This is a genomic window from Curtobacterium sp. HSID17257, assembly GCF_003989515.1.
Taxonomy (GTDB): Bacteria; Actinomycetota; Actinomycetes; order Actinomycetales; family Microbacteriaceae; genus Curtobacterium.
In genome coordinates, this window is the sequence record NZ_RBLU01000017.1 from 1 (window position 1) to 16,293 (window position 16,293).

The 16,293-nt window shown below is 72.1% G+C and carries 17 protein-coding genes; 8 read left to right on the top strand and 9 right to left on the bottom strand.

Annotated elements, in window-relative coordinates:
- Positions 1-1,246: winged helix-turn-helix domain-containing protein (locus D8M35_RS04780; RefSeq protein WP_148113330.1), on the bottom strand; the 1,246-nt coding region annotated here is incomplete at its 3' end.
- A gap of 93 nt (positions 1,247-1,339) precedes the next feature.
- On the opposite strand from D8M35_RS04780, the gene D8M35_RS04785 reads away from it, so the two are divergent.
- The 3 genes from D8M35_RS04785 (at position 1,340) to D8M35_RS04795 (ending at position 4,506) form a co-directional block, all read left to right on the top strand.
- Positions 1,340-2,578: an AI-2E family transporter gene (locus D8M35_RS04785; protein WP_126890818.1), complete on the top strand. Its 1,239-nt coding sequence runs from the start codon at positions 1,340-1,342 to the stop codon at positions 2,576-2,578.
- Positions 2,579-2,643: 65 nt separating this feature from the next.
- Complete coding sequence (gene ilvA, locus D8M35_RS04790) at positions 2,644-3,903, top strand: threonine ammonia-lyase (protein ID WP_126890819.1); 1,260 nt, start codon at positions 2,644-2,646, stop codon at positions 3,901-3,903.
- A gap of 111 nt (positions 3,904-4,014) precedes the next feature.
- A complete protein-coding gene (locus D8M35_RS04795; protein WP_126890820.1) occupies positions 4,015-4,506 on the top strand; it encodes a hypothetical protein in 492 nt (163 codons plus the stop codon).
- A gap of 174 nt (positions 4,507-4,680) precedes the next feature.
- Here the strand turns inward: D8M35_RS04795 and greA are convergent, their stop codons facing one another.
- Together greA and D8M35_RS17185 are read right to left on the bottom strand one after the other, a co-directional pair.
- The gene (greA, locus tag D8M35_RS04800) at positions 4,681-5,169 is read right to left on the bottom strand and encodes a transcription elongation factor GreA (RefSeq protein WP_126890821.1); all 489 of its coding nucleotides are present in this window, start codon (positions 5,167-5,169) and stop codon (positions 4,681-4,683) included.
- Between the two features lie 67 nt (positions 5,170-5,236).
- Positions 5,237-5,896, bottom strand: coding sequence for a DUF4307 domain-containing protein (locus tag D8M35_RS17185; protein ID WP_342342910.1), 660 nt, complete (start codon positions 5,894-5,896; stop codon positions 5,237-5,239).
- Here D8M35_RS17185 and mca point away from each other — a divergent pair.
- Together mca and D8M35_RS04815 are read left to right on the top strand one after the other, a co-directional pair.
- A complete protein-coding gene (mca, locus tag D8M35_RS04810; RefSeq protein WP_126890823.1) occupies positions 5,804-6,694 on the top strand; it encodes a mycothiol conjugate amidase Mca in 891 nt (296 codons plus the stop codon). The two genes, D8M35_RS17185 and mca, sit on opposite strands and share 93 nt — an antisense overlap.
- Positions 6,691-6,984 (top strand): hypothetical protein, encoded by a 294-nt coding sequence (locus tag D8M35_RS04815; RefSeq protein WP_126890824.1) that lies wholly within the window; start codon positions 6,691-6,693, stop codon positions 6,982-6,984. The genes mca and D8M35_RS04815 overlap by 4 nt, the downstream gene beginning before the upstream one ends.
- 163 nt (positions 6,985-7,147) lie before the next feature.
- Here the strand turns inward: D8M35_RS04815 and D8M35_RS04820 are convergent, their stop codons facing one another.
- Positions 7,148-7,846 (bottom strand): hemolysin III family protein, encoded by a 699-nt coding sequence (locus D8M35_RS04820; RefSeq protein ID WP_126890825.1) that lies wholly within the window; start codon positions 7,844-7,846, stop codon positions 7,148-7,150.
- A gap of 86 nt (positions 7,847-7,932) precedes the next feature.
- Between D8M35_RS04820 and D8M35_RS04825 the strand changes: the two genes are divergently transcribed.
- From D8M35_RS04825 to D8M35_RS04835, 3 genes are all read left to right on the top strand, one after another.
- On the top strand, positions 7,933-8,718 hold the full coding sequence (locus D8M35_RS04825; protein WP_238638099.1) for an isoprenyl transferase: 786 nt from the start codon (positions 7,933-7,935) through the stop codon (positions 8,716-8,718).
- 142 nt (positions 8,719-8,860) lie between these two features.
- Entirely contained in the window at positions 8,861-9,970 is a 1,110-nt protein-coding gene (locus D8M35_RS04830; protein ID WP_126890826.1) for an aminotransferase class V-fold PLP-dependent enzyme, read from the top strand.
- Positions 9,971-10,286: 316 nt separating this feature from the next.
- Entirely contained in the window at positions 10,287-11,642 is a 1,356-nt protein-coding gene (locus D8M35_RS04835; protein ID WP_238638100.1) for a PhoH family protein, read from the top strand.
- A 156-nt stretch (positions 11,643-11,798) separates the two neighbouring features.
- On the opposite strand, the gene D8M35_RS04840 is transcribed toward D8M35_RS04835, so the two are convergent.
- The 5 genes from D8M35_RS04840 to xseA form a co-directional block, all read right to left on the bottom strand.
- Positions 11,799-13,229 carry an aspartate ammonia-lyase gene (locus D8M35_RS04840; protein WP_126890827.1) on the bottom strand — a complete coding sequence of 477 codons (1,431 nt, stop codon included), beginning with the start codon at positions 13,227-13,229 and terminating at the stop codon, positions 11,799-11,801.
- Positions 13,230-13,322: 93 nt separating this feature from the next.
- A complete protein-coding gene (locus tag D8M35_RS04845; RefSeq protein ID WP_126890828.1) occupies positions 13,323-13,937 on the bottom strand; it encodes a carbonic anhydrase in 615 nt (204 codons plus the stop codon).
- A 35-nt stretch (positions 13,938-13,972) separates the two neighbouring features.
- The gene (locus tag D8M35_RS04850) at positions 13,973-14,608 is read right to left on the bottom strand and encodes a DUF4245 domain-containing protein (protein ID WP_126890829.1); all 636 of its coding nucleotides are present in this window, start codon (positions 14,606-14,608) and stop codon (positions 13,973-13,975) included.
- A complete protein-coding gene (locus D8M35_RS04855; RefSeq protein ID WP_126890830.1) occupies positions 14,605-14,865 on the bottom strand; it encodes an exodeoxyribonuclease VII small subunit in 261 nt (86 codons plus the stop codon). The genes D8M35_RS04850 and D8M35_RS04855 overlap by 4 nt, the downstream gene beginning before the upstream one ends.
- A 63-nt stretch (positions 14,866-14,928) precedes the next feature.
- Complete coding sequence (xseA, locus tag D8M35_RS04860) at positions 14,929-16,170, bottom strand: exodeoxyribonuclease VII large subunit (RefSeq protein ID WP_126890831.1); 1,242 nt, start codon at positions 16,168-16,170, stop codon at positions 14,929-14,931.
- Between the last annotated feature and the right edge of the window lie 123 nt (positions 16,171-16,293).

Consider the following 16,293-nt stretch of genomic DNA (forward strand, 5'->3'; position numbering starts at 1 on the left):
TAGCCGCCTCGGCAGCGTCGGCGTCGTCCGCGGCCTCGTGCGGGACGAGCGCGACCCCGAGCGCTGCGGCGACCGCGCCGGCGGCCGTACCCCGGTCGGTGACCTCGACGCCGTCGAGGCCCTGCCACGCGGCCGCCCGCCGCAGCGTCTCGGCGAGGCGCTCCGCGTCCAGCTGCTCACCCGGCTCCTGCCAGGCGGTCCGGACCCGGAGGACCCCGCGCTGCCGGTCGCTCTTCAGGTCGACGCGACCGGTCAGGCGGTCGTCCTGCAGGACGGGCAGCACGTAGTAGCCGAACACGCGCTTCGGCGCCGGTGTGTAGATCTCGATCCGGTAGTGGAAGTCGTACATGCGCTCCGCTCGGCGCCGGAACCAGACGACCGGGTCGAACGGGCTGAGCACCGCGTCGGCGGCGACGTGCCTCGGGACCCGGGCATCGGCGTGCAGCCAAGCGGGGTCCCGCCAGCCCTCCACCCGGACCGGCACGAGCTCGCCGCGTTCCTCGAGCTCCGTGATCGCGGCGGTGGTGTCGTCCGCGCGCAGGCGGAAGTAGTCGGCGAGGTCCGCGCGGGTCCCGACGCCGAACGCGCGCGCGGCGCGCCCGACCAACTCGGTGACGGCGGTGTGCCGGTCGGGAGCACCCTCGAGCGTGCCCGCCGGCAACACCTGGTCGGGCAGGGCGTACACGCGCTCGAACCCGGCGCGTCCGGCGCTGACGACCTCGCCCCAGCGGAACATCTGCTCGAGGCCCGCCTTCACGTCACTCCACCCCCACCACGGCCCGCGGCGGACGTTCGCCTCGTGCTCGACCGCGCTCGCGGGCAGGGGACCCTCGGTGGCGAGCAGGGCGCGGAGCTCGCGGCGGACGCTCGCGGTGCGTTCGACGCCGGCGATCCGGTTCGGCCGGGCGTCGCGTTCGCGGTACGCGTCCATCCGCCAGCGGAAGAGCGGGAGGTCGGCCCGCGGCAGGAACGCGGCCTCGTGCGCCCAGTACTCGGCGTACGGGCCGGAGCGGCGCATGGTCAAGCGGTCCAGCGTGGACTTGTCGTAGGCGCCGAGGCGGGCGAAGAGGGGCAGGTAGTGGCTGCGCTCGAAGACGTTGACCGAGTCGATCTGCAGCAGCCCGAGTCGGCCGATCGTCGTCGTCAGCGTGCGGGTGCCCACGGCGTCGCGAGCGGGTGCGCCGAAGCCCTGGGCCGCGAGGGTGACACGGCGGGCCTCGGCGGCGGAGAGCGTGGACCTGACCATGGCACGACGCTACCGATCAGCGCCGACACCGACGTCGGACGGACGTATGCCGCATCTGGAACACGCTCCGGCGCCCGTCGGTACACTCGCCGCATGGCCTGGGGAAAGAAGACGCATCCGGATCCCGTCGTCGAGCAGGTCGTGCCGACGGGCATGCGGATCGCGGGCGCGTGGTCGTGGCGAGTGCTGGTGGTCATCGGTGTCGTCGCGGTGTTCATCTACCTCGTCACGCTCTTCAGCGAGGTCCTCATCCCGTTCCTCATCGGGATCGTCGTCGCCGCCCTGCTCGTGCCGCTCTCGAACTGGATGCAGCGGCACCACGTGCCGAAGTGGATCGCCGTCGTGGTCAGCCTGGTCGGGGGTCTCGCAGCCGTCGGCGGGCTCATCTGGCTCGTCGTCGACCAGATCGCGGCGTCGTACCCCTCGCTCCGGGACCGGACGCTCTCGCAGTACGACACCATCCGCGAGTTCGTGCTGAACTCCGGGGTCGGCATCAGCCAGTCCGACCTCAACAACTACCTGAACCAGGCCACCGACTGGCTGTCGAGCAACTCCGGCTCGATCCTGTCGGGGGTGGCGAGCGCTGGTTCGTCGCTGACGCACCTGCTCACCGGGCTCTTCGTCGTCATCTTCACGGTGATCTTCCTGCTCATCGACGGCAAGAACGTGTGGCGCTGGACCGTCCGGCTGTTCCCGAAGAACGCCCGCTCGGCCATCGACGGCGCGGGTGTCGCCGGCTGGACGACGCTCACGAGCTTCATCCGCGTGCAGATCTTCGTCGCCTTCGTCGACGCGGTCGGCATCGGCATCGGCGCCGCCGTCCTGCAGCTCCCGCTCGTCATCCCGATCGCGGTGTTCGTCTTCCTCGGCGCGTTCATCCCCGTGGTCGGTGCCATCGTGACGGGCTTCCTCGCCGTGTTCATCGCGCTCATCTTCAACGGCTGGGTCGCGGCGCTCGTCATGCTCGGCGTGATCCTCGTCGTGCAGCAGGTCGAGGGGCACATCCTGCAGCCCCTCGTCATGGGCAGTGCCGTCAAGGTGCACCCGCTCGCCGTCGTGCTCGGCGTGACCGCGGCGTCCGGGCTCGCAGGCATCGCGGGCGCGTTCTTCGCCGTGCCGTTGATCGCGACCGTGAACTCGATGGTCACGACGATCGCCAGCGGCCGGTGGAAGGGGCTCGACTCCGACCACGTGCTCGAGGCGAAGCAGCGCGACCACCACGCGAGCGTCGAGGCCAAGAAGCGTCGCCGCTGGCGGAAGCACCACCCCGATGGCGTCCCCGCGCCGGGCAGCGACGAGCAGCCCACCGCCGCGAAGGGGACCGCGGGCTGAGCGGGCGCTCACCGAAGGACCGTCACGAGTTCGCCGTGGACGCCCTGACGGACGATGATGGGACCGTGACCGACACCTCCGTGCCCCAGCAGCAGACCGCGGCGTTCCCCTCGCTGGCGGACATCGAGGCCGCGCAGCGGACCATCGCGGGCGTCGCGCGCGTCACGCCGATGGAGACGTCGCAGTTCCTCGCGGAGCTGCTCGGCTCACCGGTGCACCTGAAGTGCGAGAACCTGCAGCGCACCGGCGCCTACAAGGTGCGGGGCGCCTACAACCGGCTCGCCGCGCTCAGCCCCGAGCAGCGTGCGGCCGGTGTCGTCGCCGCGAGCGCCGGCAACCACGCGCAGGGCGTGGCCCTGGCCGCCCGCGAGCTCGGCATCCCGGCCACGATCTTCACGCCGGTCGGAGTCGCGCTGCCGAAGCTCCAGGCCACACGGCACTACGGCGCCGACGTGGTGCTGCGCGGTCACTCCGTCGAGGAGGCCCTGAGCGCCGCCAAGGACTTCGCCGCCCACACCGGCGCGGTGTTCATCCCGCCCTTCGACCACCCGGACGTCATCGCCGGCCAGGGCACGCTCGGGCTCGAGATCATCGACCAGGTGCCCGACGTCGACACGGTGGTCGTGCCGATCGGCGGCGGCGGGGTCATCTCCGGCATCGCCCTCGCGGTGAAGGGGATGTCCGAGCGCCTGGGCCGTCCGATCCGGGTGATCGGCGTGCAGGCGGAGAACGCCGCCGCCTACCCGTCCTCGATCACCGCCGGCCAGCCGGTCACGATCACGACGAAGCCGACGATCTCGGACGGCATCGCCGTTGCCCGACCCGGCGACCTGAACTTCCCGATCATCCGCGACCTGGTCGACGACATCGTCACCGTGTCGGACGACGACACCGCCCGCGCCCTGCTCGTGCTGCTCGAGCGCGCGAAGCTCGTGGTCGAGGCAGCCGGCGCCGTCGGTGTCGCAGCGATCATGTCCGGCGCCGTCCGCGACACCGGCCGCACGGTCGTGCTGCTGAGCGGCGGCAACATCGACCCGCTCATGATGGAGCGCATCATCACCCGCGGGCTCGTCGCCGCGTCGCGTTACATCGGCATCCGCATCATGCTGCCGGACCGCCCCGGCCAGCTCGCCCGCGTCGCACAGGTCATCTCGGACGCCGGCGCCAACGTCGTCGAGGTGCTGCACACCCGGCACGGGCAGGGCCTGGTGATCAACGAGGTCGCCCTGGACCTGTCGATCGAGGCACGCGGCCCGGAACACGCGCAGGAGGTCATGAAGCGCCTCCACGAGGTCGGCTTCCGTCCGGAGCTGCTCGAGCACTGACCCGCCGCGCTGCACACGTCGGTGTCAGCGCTGCGCACGGGACGGCCGTCCCGGCGTCAGGGGCGCGTGAGCGACGCCGCGGACGGCCGGGAGGCGCGTGATGCTCCCGTCATGACCCTCACGTCGATCCTGCCCTCGCTCCGTGCCTCGCTGCCCGATCCGCTCGACCCGACGGTCTGGCCCGCCGGCACCGAGGCCACGCTCGACGACGTCCGGGTCCGCGCGGTGTCGATGCAGCGCCTGGCCGCGGTGGCCGGGACGCCGTGCGTGCACACCGCGGAGCAGGCACCGCCGCGGTACCGCCCACGCGACTGGCACCCCGCCGACGTCTGCGTGACCGTCGCGACCGTCACGCGGGTCCGGCGTCCGTGGGGCGTGGTGTTCGTCGAGCTCGACGGGGTCGTTCCCGACTGCGCCGTGCTGACCGCGGCGCGGCTGATCGGCCGGCGCAGCGTCGCTCCCGCGGCCGAGGTGACGCTCACGACGAACACGACCGGGACGGCCGGGCACCAGGTGCTGCTGCCGGGCGACGTCGCCGTCGGGGACCTCGTGTGCTTCCCGTGCGTCCGGTCGCTCGCGCACCGCGACGTCGTGGCGCACTGACCGGGCGCTGAGCACCCGGTGCGGCGCCGTGCTCGCGGCGCCGTGCGCGCGGCCCGGCTGTCGCACAACGAAGAGCAGCTCGCGCCACATGGTTCCGTGGTGCGAGCTGCTCTTGGTCGTGCACTGGCACGTCGCGCCACCGACCGCGGGCCGTGGCGCCGCGCGGCCGGCCGCCTACGGCTGGTAGCGCTCGATCTTCGTCACCTTGGCGCTGATCTCCTTGCCGTTCGGCGCGGTGTAGGTCGTCTCGTCGCCCGCGCGCAGCCCGAGGATCGCGGCACCGACCGGGCTGACCGGGCTGTACACGGTCAGGTCGGAGCCCTCGGCCACGATCTCGCGGTTGCCCACGAGGAACGTCGACTCGTCGCCGGCGATGACCGCGGTCACGACGGTGCCCGGCTCGACGGTGCCGTCGAAGTCCGCCTCGCCCACGGTGGCGTGCTTGAGCAGCTCGGTGAGCTGGCGGATGCGGGCCTCGATCTTGCCCTGCTCGTCCTTCGCGGCGTGGTAGCCGCCGTTCTCCTTGAGGTCGCCCTCTTCACGCGCCGCCTCGATGCGGTCCGCGATCTCCTTGCGGGCCGGGCCCGACAGCTGCGCGAGCTCGGCCGTGAGACGGTCGTGCGCCTCCTGGGTCAGCCAGGTGGTCTGCGTGTCGTTGCTCATCGGTCTCCCTTTCGACAAAGGACGAGACCGGCCGGTGTGGCCGGTCTCGTCCGCGAATCAGTCGAGTCTAGGGAACCCAGCAGTCGTGGATCAAGCCGGTCACGCCGCGGGTCGTGGTGTTCACCTCGGTCGAGATCGAGCGGGTGCGCTGCTCGGAGGCCGGCAGCGTCACCTCCTTCCACCCGACGATCGAGTACGACTTGTCGAGCACCTGCACGGCGCAGCGGACCTCGGTGCCCGGGTCGGCCGACACCTGCGAGTGCACGACCGTGCGGTGGTCGGAGACGACGGTGTAGCCGAGCTCGGTGTTGTCGAGCCCGTGCGACTCCTGGTCGAGCCCGGCCCAGACGACCCACGCGACGAACACGAGCACGACGGCGATCGCCGCGACGATCCCGAACAGCCTGCCGCGGCGCCGACGCTCCGGCGTGCGCCCGTACCGATCGTCCAGCGACGCGGCCGTGCCGGGCGCGACGGTCGCAGCGGTGGCGGTGGGGTGCAGCGGTTCGGACAGTTCGGGGCTCCTGGGGTGATTATCCTGGTCCCAGGGTAGTTCACGCCCCGCTGTGCGCTGCCCCCACGCCCGCGGTCGACGCGTGCGCGCCCCGCTCGACCCGCACCCGTGAGGATCCTCGTGCCGTTCCGCCTGCTGGCCGTCCACGCCCACCCCGACGACGAGTCGAGCAAGGGCGCCGGGACCTCCGCCCGGTACGTCGCCGAGGGACACCAGGTGATGGTCGTCTCGTGCACGGGTGGCGAGGCCGGGGACGTCCTCAACGACCAGCTCGGCGAACCCGCGACGAGCCGTGCGCACCGTGACATGGCGGGCTACCGCCGGTCGGAGATGGCCGCGGCGCAGGCAGCGCTCGGGATCGACCACGTGTGGCTCGGCTACCACGACTCCGGGCTGCCGGACGCCGAGCAGGGCGAGACGGTCCGTCCGGGCACGTTCTCGACGGTGCCGCTCGAGTACTCGACCGAGGCACTCGTCCGCGTGGTCCGCCGCTTCCGCCCGCACGTGCTCGTGACCTACGACGAGAACGGCGGGTACCCGCACCCCGACCACATCCGCACGCACGAGGTCTCGGTGGCCGCGTGGCGTGACGCCGCCGACCCGACGAAGTACCCGGCAGCGGGGGAGCCGTGGGCGGTCAGCAAGCTCTACTACGAGCGCACCATGAACCCCCGCCGCTTCCGCACGATCCACGAGGCACTGCGCGAGCGCGACCCGGACAACCCGGCGGTCGAGCAGCTCCGCGAGTGGGTCGAGCGGTTCGCCGACCGGCCCGACCTCGCGACGACGCACGTCGACGTCAGCGCGTACTTCGACGCCCGCGACGCAGCGCTGCACGCGCACGCGAGCCAGGTGCCGCCGGACAGCTTCTTCTTCTCCTGGCCGAACGACCTCCTCGCGACGGTGTGGCCCACCGAGGACTACCAGCTGGTCGAGGCACGCGTGCCCACCGACCTGCCGGAGTCCGACCTGTTCGCGGGGCTCCCTGACGACGAGGACACCACCGCGTGAGCACCATCCTGACGGCCATCGCCGCCGCCCCCAGCCCGAGCCCGTCGGTCGTGCCCGACGTCGACGTCACCCCCGGGGTCGCCGGCTTCATCGCGATCGCGGTCGTCGCGGTCGTGACGATCCTGCTCGTGGTCGACATGACCCGACGCATCCGCCGGACCCGGTACCGCGCGGAGATCCGGCAGCGGCTCGAGTCCGACGCCGGCGAGGGCGTCACGACGGACGAGCCGTCGCGCCGCATCGGCGAGGACGGCCGGACGGACGTGGGCGACGACACCGAACGCGGCTGACCGCGGCTTGCCGCGGCGACGTCAGCAGCAGCGACGTCGGCAGCAGCGTCATCACCGGTCGTGACGCGACCAGCAGACGGACGGGAGGCCCGTGGCGAGCGTGCCACGGGCCTCCCGTCCGTCTGCGGTCACCCTCACCGACCGCCGCCGGCGGCGGTCGCGGTCAGCGCACCGGGTCGAGGGCCACGATGAGCACGCCGACCCACTGCGCAGCGAAGGCGACGACGGTCAGGGCGTGGAAGACCTCGTGGAAGCCGAACACGGTCGGGGCGGGGTCGGGCCGCTTGAAGCCGTACACCAAGGCGCCGAGGATGTACGCCAGGCCACCGGAGAGCACGAGGATCGTCATCGGGACGCTCGCGGCGAAGAACTGCGGGAGCAGGCCGAGCGCGGCGCACCCGAGCACCAGGTAGATCGGCACGTACAGCCAGCGCGGTGCGCCGATCCACAGCACGCGGAAGGCGATGCCGAGCGCGGCGCCGGTCCACATCACCCAGAGCACGACGACCATGAGCGTGTGCGGCAACGCGCAGATCGCGATGGGCGTGTAGGTACCGGCGATCAGCAGCAGGATGTTCGTGTGGTCGATCCGCTTGAGGACCTTCTTCACCGTCGGACCCCACGGGAAGCGGTGGTAGGTCGCGGAGACGCCGAACATCAGGAGCGACGTCGCCATGAACACGGCGCTGCCGGCCTTCGCCGCCCCGCTGTCGGCCAGGGTGATGAGCACGATGCCCATCGCGATGGCGAACGGGAACGTGCCGAGGTGGATCCACCCGCGCCAGGCAGGGCGGGGTGCCTCGGTGGTGGCTGCTTCCTCGGTGAACGGGACGTGGGGGAGCGTGTCGGTCTCGTCCTGCATGGGGCGACAGTAGGGCCCCAGGCCGAACGGCAGCAGGGAGTGCACACCTCGGCACGGTCGAGGCCGCGGTGCACTACAGTCGTGGCGTGACCGGCAGGGTGGGATGGGCAGGGCGCGGCGTCCTCTACCGTGCCTACCAGCGCCGTATCCGCCGACAGATCGACGGCCAGGCGATACCGAAGCACGTCGCGATGATCGTGGACGGCAACCGTCGCTGGGCGAAGCAGCTCGGCCTCGAGTCGGCCGCCCACGGGCACCGCGCAGGTGCCGCGAAGATCCCCGAGTTCCTCGACTGGTGCGACGACCTCGGCATCGAGGTCGTGACGCTCTACCTGCTGTCCGCCGACAACCTGACCGGACGCGGCGGCGAGGAGCTCGAGCAGCTCGTCGGGATCATCGGCGACCTCGCCGGGACGCTCGCCGGGCACCGTGACTGGCGTGTGCAGCACGTCGGCTCCGACGAGGGACTGCCCGCGGGGCTCCTCGGGGCGCTCGCCGACGCCGAGGCCCTGAGCGCGGCCCACTCCGGCCTGCACGTCAACCTCGCGGTGGGCTACGGCGGCCGACGGGAGATCGCCGACGCCATGCGGAGCATCGTGCGCGCGCACGGCGAGGGCGGCGGCACCCTCGACACCCTGGCCGAGGTGCTGACGCCCGAGCTCATCGGCGACCACCTCTACACGCAGGGCCAGCCGGACCCGGACCTGGTGATCCGCACCTCGGGGGAGCAGCGACTCTCGGACTTCATGCTGTGGCAGAGCGCGCACAGCGAGTTCTACTTCGTCGAGGCCTTCTACCCGGACCTGCGCGAGGTCGACTTCCTGCGTGCCGTCCGCGACTTCGGGTTGCGCTCCCGCCGCTTCGGCGGCTGATCGCCGTCCGGACGGTCACCTCGGCTGCTGATCGCGGGCCACTCGGGGTGCCGCTGCGAGTGCGTCCCGCGGCCCAGGTTCGCTCGGGCCCGGTCGGTCCCAGTAGGCTCACAGGGTTTTCGTCCCACGGAAGGTTGCGCCTGTGAACATCGCCGAGTACGCGGCGGGCTTCGACGAGGAGTCCGGCTACCTCGACCACGCCGCCTTCGGGCCGGTGCAGACCGCCGTGCTCGAGGAGCAGCGCGTGCTCGGCACGATCCAGGAGCGCATGCGCTTCGGCGCCATGGAGACCCTCGACGAGCAGGACGCCCGGGTGCGCACCGTCGCCGCCCGGCTCGTCGGTCGCCGCGAGGACCAGGTCGTCTCGCAGACCGCCACGACCCCGGGGCTGCTGCACACCGCGTTCGGCCTGACCGGCGGGGTCCTCGTCGCTGCCGACGAGTACCCGTCGCTGCCGCTCGCACTGGCGAGCGCGGCCTCGGCCACCGGCGGCCGTGTGCAGCCCGTCGTGATCGAGTCCGGCGCCGGCTGGGTGACCCCGTCGCTCGTCCAGGAGCGCCTGACCGACGACGTCACCGCGGTCGCCGTGTCCCTCGTCGACTGGCAGACCGGGTACCTCGCCGACCTCGCCGCGATCCGGGAGGTCATCGGCGACCGCCTGCTGATCGTCGACGCCATCCAGGGCTTCGGGGTCGTCGACGCCCCGTACGAGGTCGCCGACGTCGTCGCCACCGGTGGGCAGAAGTGGCTGCACGCCGGGTGGGGCACGGGCTTCGTCGCGTTCAGCGACCGGGCCCTGAACCGCCTGCGTCCGGCGCTGTCCGGACCGCACGGCACGACCGGCTGGCCGACCGAGGTGCCGTCGGTGAAGCCGGGTGCCGCGGGCTACCAGATGACGCGCGTCGACCCGGTCGCCCAGGCACGGATGGCCGTGTCGCTCGAGCGGCTCGTGTCCGTCGGGGTCGGGGCCGTGCAGGAACGTGTGGCCGATCGCGTGGAGCGGGTGCTCGACATCGCCGACGAGTTCGGTCTGTCGGTCGAGTCGAGCCGGGACCCGCGGGAGCGCGCAGGCATCGTCGTGCTGCGACCGCCGCAGGGTCGGCTCACCGCGCTGTCCGCCGCGCTGCACAACCACGGGGTCACCGCGACGACGCGGCTGGGTGTCGCACGGGTGTCGGTCTTCGCCTCCACCACGGACGCGACGCTCGACATGTTCCGCGACGCCTGCCTGTCCTACGCCACGATGCAGTAGCGCGCTGCGCGCTGCGCGCTGCGCGCTGCGCGCGGCGAGACTCGGGCTGAGCGACGAATCTCGTGGCCGGAGGCCCGAGAAGTGTCGGTGAGCGCGAGACTCGGACCCATCGTCTGAGGCCGTGCGCGGCCCGCGTTCACGCGACCGTAACCTGCGGAACCGCGTGTCGCGGCACGCCTGTCAGGGGCCGGTCGTAGCTTGGCCCCACCGGGCACAGTGTCCGGTCGAAGCGGCCAGGCAACGGTGCTTCGGGACCGCTCTCCGGCCGCGTCGAGGACAGTGACCGGGCCGAGCGCGGCCCGGGGATGGAGTGGTCGTGACCTCTCGTAACGTCTCTCGCGAAGCCGCCCAGCGGACCACCGCGGACTCGTCCACACCGGTCGCCCAACGCACGTACGTGCTCGACACCTCGGTGCTCCTCAGTGATCCGCGGGCCCTGTTCCGCTTCGCCGAGCACGCCGTGGTGCTGCCCGTGGTCGTCGTCAGCGAGCTGGAGTCCAAGCGCAACGACCCGGAGATCGGGTACTTCGCGCGGCAGGCACTGCGGCTGCTCGACGAACTGCGCATCGAGCACGAGCGTCTCGACTTCCCCGTCGCACTCGACGGCGGCGGCTCGTTCCGCGTCGAGCTGAACCACTCCAACCAGTCCGTGCTGCCGTCGGGGCTGCAGCTCGGAGACAACGACTCGCGGATCCTGGCCGTCGCGTCGAACCTGGCGAACGACGGGCTCGATGTCGTCGTCGTGTCGAAGGACCTGCCGCTGCGGGTCAAGGCCTCGTCGATCGGCATGGCGGCCGAGGAGTACCGCGCCGAGCTCGCCGTCGACTCCGGCTACACGGGCATCACCGACCTGCAGGTCTCCGGCGAGCAGATGAGCGACCTGTACGAGCGCGAGGAGATCCGGACCTCGACGCTCGACGGGGTGCCCGTCAACACCGGTGTCGTCATCCAATCGGAGCGCGGGTCGGCCCTCGGACGCGTGCACGAGGCCGGCGCGGTGTCGCTCGTCCGTGGCGACCGCGAGGTGTTCGGGCTGCGCGGCCGCTCCGCGGAGCAGCGGCTCGCGATCGACGCCCTGCTCGACCCGGAGATCGGCATCGTGTCCCTGGGCGGCAGCGCCGGCACGGGCAAGTCCGCGCTCGCGCTGTGCGCCGGGCTCGAGGCCGTGCTCGAACGGCAGCAGCACAAGAAGATCATGGTGTTCCGGCCGCTCTACGCCGTGGGCGGGCAGGAGCTCGGGTACCTGCCCGGTGACGCCTCCGAGAAGATGAACCCGTGGGCGCAGGCGGTCTTCGACACCCTCGGCGCACTGGTGTCCGACAACGTCCTCGACGAGGTGGTCGAGCGCGGGATCCTCGAGGTCCTGCCGCTGACGCACATCCGCGGACGCTCCCTGCACGACGCGTTCGTGATCGTGGACGAGGCGCAGTCCCTCGAGCGGAACGTCCTGCTCACGATGCTGTCGCGCATCGGGCAGAACTCGCGGGTCGTCCTGACGCACGACGTCGCACAGCGGGACAACCTGCGGGTCGGCCGGCACGACGGGGTCGCCTCGGTGATCGAGCGGCTGAAGGGGCACCCGCTGTTCGCACACGTGACGCTGACCCGCTCGGAGCGGTCGGCGATCGCGGCGCTCGTGACCGAGCTGCTCGACTCGCCCGACCTCGGGTAGCGGAGGTGGCGCCGCGCCGAGTCTCGTTCTGAGCGACACTTCTCGCGCTCGGCGGCCCGAGAAATGTCGCTGGGCGCGAGTCTCGGGCGACCAGCACGACGGACGGGAGGCGCGGTGCCAGCCGGCACCGCGCCTCCCGTCAGTGGGCGGCGTCCGTCAGTTCGGGTGCGTCATCGACAGCACGTCGAGCGCGCTGTCCAGCTGCTCCTCGGTGACCTCGCCGCGTTCGACGTGGCCCAGAGCGACGACGGCCTCGCGCACCGTGATGCCCTCGGCGACGGCGTACTTGGCGACCTTGGCGGCGGCCTCGTACCCGATGACGCGGTTGAGCGGCGTGACGATCGACGGCGACGACTCGGCGAAGGCGCGCGCACGCTCGAGGTTCGCCTGCAGCCCGTCGACGGTCTTGTCGGCCAGCACCCGCGAGCTGTTCGCGAGCAGGCGGATCGACTCGAGCAGCGCCGTGCCCATCACCGGGATCGCGACGTTGAGCTCGAAGGAACCCGAGGCGCCTGCCCACGCGACGGTCGCGTCGTTGCCGATGACCCGGGCCGCGACCATCAGGGTCGCCTCGGGGATGACCGGGTTGACCTTGCCGGGCATGATCGACGAGCCGGGCTGCAGGTCGGGGATGTGCAGTTCGCCGAGACCCGTGTTCGGACCGGAGCCCATCCAGCGCAGGTCGTTGTTGATCTTCGTCAGGCTGACCGCGATGACCTTGAGGGCACCCGACGCCTCGACCAGTGCGTCACGGGCGCCCTGGGCCTCGAAGTGGTCGAGCGCCTCGGTGATCGGCAGTCCGGTGTCCGAGGCGAGCCGGGCGATGACCTGCTGCGGGAAGCCCTTCGGCGTGTTGATGCCGGTGCCGACCGCGGTGCCGCCGAGCGGGACCTCGGCGACGCGGGTGAGCGTGGCCTGCACGCGCTCGATGCCGAGGCGGACCTGCCGGGCGTAGCCGCCGAACTCCTGGCCGAGGGTGACCGGGGTGGCGTCCATCAGGTGGGTGCGCCCGGACTTCACCGCGTCGGCCCAGAGCGTGGCCTTGGCCTCGAGGGACTCCGCCAGGTGCTCGAGCGCGGGGACGAGCGTGCGGATGAGGGCCTCGGTCACGGCGACGTGCACGGAGGTCGGGAAGACGTCGTTCGACGACTGCGACGCGTTCACGTGGTCGTTCGGGTGGACGTCCGTGCCGGCGATGCGGGTCGCCAGGGTCGCCAGGACCTCGTTCATGTTCATGTTCGACGAGGTGCCGCTGCCGGTCTGGTAGACGTCCACCGGGAACTGGTCGTGGTGGTCGCCGCCGATGATCGTGTCCGCGGCCTGCGCGATCGCGTCGGCGACGGCCGGGTCGACGATGCCGAGGGAACCGTTGACGACCGCCGCGGCTCGCTTGATCCGGGCGAGGGCGACGATCTGCGCCGGCTCGAGACCGCTGCCCGAGATCGGGAAGTTCTCCACGGCGCGCTGGGTCTGGGCACGGTACAGGGCCGATGCCGGGACCCGGACCTCGCCCATCGTGTCGCGCTCGATGCGGTACTCGCCCTCGGGGCTGCCGTTCGTGGCTGTGGTCGCGGTGGTGTCGGTCACGTCGTCGTGGTCCTTCCTGTGGTGCACCGGCGCGGTCGCGTCGGTGCGGTCGTGGTGCCCCGTCGGTGTCGGGACGGTCGTCGTCGGTGCCGGTCAGGCCTCGCCGACGACGGTGTCGACGGAGACCTCGCCGGTCCCCAGGTCGTAGGTCGCGCCGACGACGGCGAGCCGGCCCTCGGCGATCGCGTCGGAGACGACGCCGGAGCGCTCGATCACCTGGCGGAGCGTGGCCTCGAGGTGCGCGGCACCGACGGCCTCCTGCGGGAGCTCGGCATCGGTCGCGCGGACCCGCTCGACGCTCGGCGCGATCGCGTCGACGAGCGACTGCAGGTGCGGGGCGGGAACGGGCTCACCCGAGCGCGCTGCGGCGACGGCCCCGCACGCGGTGTGTCGGAGGACGACGACGAGCGGGGTGCCGAGGGCGACGACCGCGAACTCGATCGAGCCGAGCACGACGTCGTCGACGATCTGACCGGCGTTGCGGATCGCGAACAGGTCACCGATCCCGGCGTCGAACACGTGCTCGAACGGCACGCGGGAGTCGGAGCACCCGAGCACGGTCGCGAACGGGGCCTGCGAGCCGGTGAGCTCGCCGCGACGGTCCGGGTCGATCCGACCGGTGCGGCGCTTGTCGGCGGCGAAGCGGGCGTTGCCCTCGACGAGCAGGCGGAGGGCGTCGGACGGGGTGGATGCGGCGCGGTCGGGCATGGTCTTCCTCGTGCTTCGGGTTCGGTCGGGTGGGGTCAGTTCGCGAACTGCTCGGTCACGGCCTTCGCGACGGTCGTGAACGACGAGTCGTCGGCGGTGCCGGACAGGACGATCGTGCTGTCGCCGAAGGTGTGGACGAGCGAGTACGCGTGGTTGCCGGCGTCCTTGCCCTCGTCGCGGCGGTCGTACACGGTCCACTTCGTGCCGTCGATGGTGCGGTCGCCGGTGGACGGCTTCTGGTCGAGCTGGTTCGCCACCCAGGACGCGTTCGCGTCGAGGCCCTGCTGCAGACCGATGTACTGGCGGTCCGGGGTGACGAGTCCGACGGTCCAGACCCGGACGCCGTCCGAGGTCTTGTCCTGGAAGTCGGCGCGGTTCGAGGTGAAGCCGTCGGGCAGGTCCGGTGCCGCGAGCGTCACGCCGGGCACGTCCGCGCCGGCGGCGACCTGCTGGTAGTCGACCGAGCGGTCGACGGTCTGGTCGGGCCGGACCACGACGGCGACCAGGAAGAGGACGATGCCGAGCGAGGCGATGAGCGCGAGGACGAGGTTGAACGCGGTCTGGTGCTCGCGTCGGGTGCGGCGCGCGGCGTCCTTCCGGGCCCAGGTCTCCTCCGGGGTCTCCGGGCGGCCGAGCTCGGCGACGATGGGACGTCCGTCGCGGTCGGTCACCGTGCTGCCCCGTCGTGGTCGGCGGTGTCCGCACCGGTCGATGCGGCACGGGCGGCGTCCAGCCGGGCCCGTGCACCGACGAGCCACTCCTCGCAGCGGGCCGCGAGGGCTTCGCCACGTTCCCAGAGTGCGAGCGAACGCTCGAGCGTCGCGGACCCCTGCTCCAGCTCACCGACGACGCGCACGAGTTCGTCGCGCGCTGCCTCGTAGCTCAGCGACTGCACGTCGGACGGCACGGGTTCCTGCTGGGATGACACACCCCGATCCTACCGAGCGCCCTCCGACGTGGCGCACCCGCGGCCGAGGGTGTGGAGAACGGGCTACGCCCCCGAACCGTCCGGCCCGGGACCCTCCGGCTCGAGCGTGCCCGTCGCGGTGCCGGCACCGAGCGTGACGTGCACCGGGGTCGCGCCGTCGAGGTCCTCGGTGCCGCGCACGACGCCGCCGTCCGTCCGCTGCACGATCGCGTACCCGCGGCGCAGGGTGTCGCGCGGCGAGAGCGCCCGCAGGCGTCCGGTCAGGTGCCCGACGTCGCTGTGCGAGCGTTCGAGTCGTCGGTCCAGCAGCTCGCGAGCACGGGACAGGTCGCGCGCGACCTCCTCTGCCCGGGTGTCCACGAGCCATGCCGTCGACGCCAGGGCCGGACGGGACCGGAGTGCCGCGATCCGGTCGGCCTCGACCGACAGGGTGTGCGAGAGGCGAAGTCCGAGCCGGGCCCGTGCCTGCCGTACGTTCGCGAGCTCCTCGGCGACGTCGGGCACCACGCGCTTCGCGGCGTCGGTCGGGGTCGAGGCGCGCAGGTCGGCGACCTCGTCGAGGATGGGCCGGTCGGCCTCGTGCCCGATCGCGGACACGATCGGGGTGGTGGCGGCGGCCGCGGTCCGGACGAGCCCCTCGTCGCTGAAGCCGAGCAGGTTCTGGAAGTCGCCGCCGCCCCGGGCGACGATGATGACGTCGACCGTCGGATCGGCGTCGAGCTCGACGATCGCCGCGGTCACCTCGCCGACGGCGCGCTCGCCCTGGACCGCCGTGTGCACCGTGCGGAACTCGACCTGCGGCCATCGCAGCTGCGCGTTCCGCTTGACGTCCTTCTCGGCGTCGGAGTCCTTGCCCGTGATGAGCCCGATGCGGTGCGGCAGGAACGGTAGGCGCTTCTTGCGGGACGGGTCGAACAGCCCCTCGTCGGCCAGGGTGCGTCGGAGTCGCTCGAGCCGTTCGAGCAGGTCACCGAGCCCGACGTGCTTCATCTCGACCACCTGCATGGTGAGCGAGCCGCCCTTGACCCAGTAGTTCGGCTTGACGGCCGCGACGACCCGGGCGCCCTGCCCCAGGTCCGCCGGCACCCGGGAGCGCACGCTCGACCAGATCGAGAACGACACGGTCGCGTCGACCTCGACGTCCTTGAGCTTGCCGTAGACGTTGCCGCCGGCGACGTTCCACTGCGTGATCTCGCCCTCGACCCAGGCGGTACCGAGCCGGTCGATCCAGTCGCGGAGCTTCGCTCCGAGCAGGGCGACGGGCCACGGGTTGTCGGCCGTCGGCGGGCCCTGTTCGATCGCCATGCCCCCATCGTGCCGCATGCCGACGACAGCGCCGACACGCGCTGCTGCACGCCTGCCCCGGCGCGCGCCGGCGACAGCGCCGCACCCAGGCCCCGCGCGTGCCCGGCACCTATCATCGGGGGC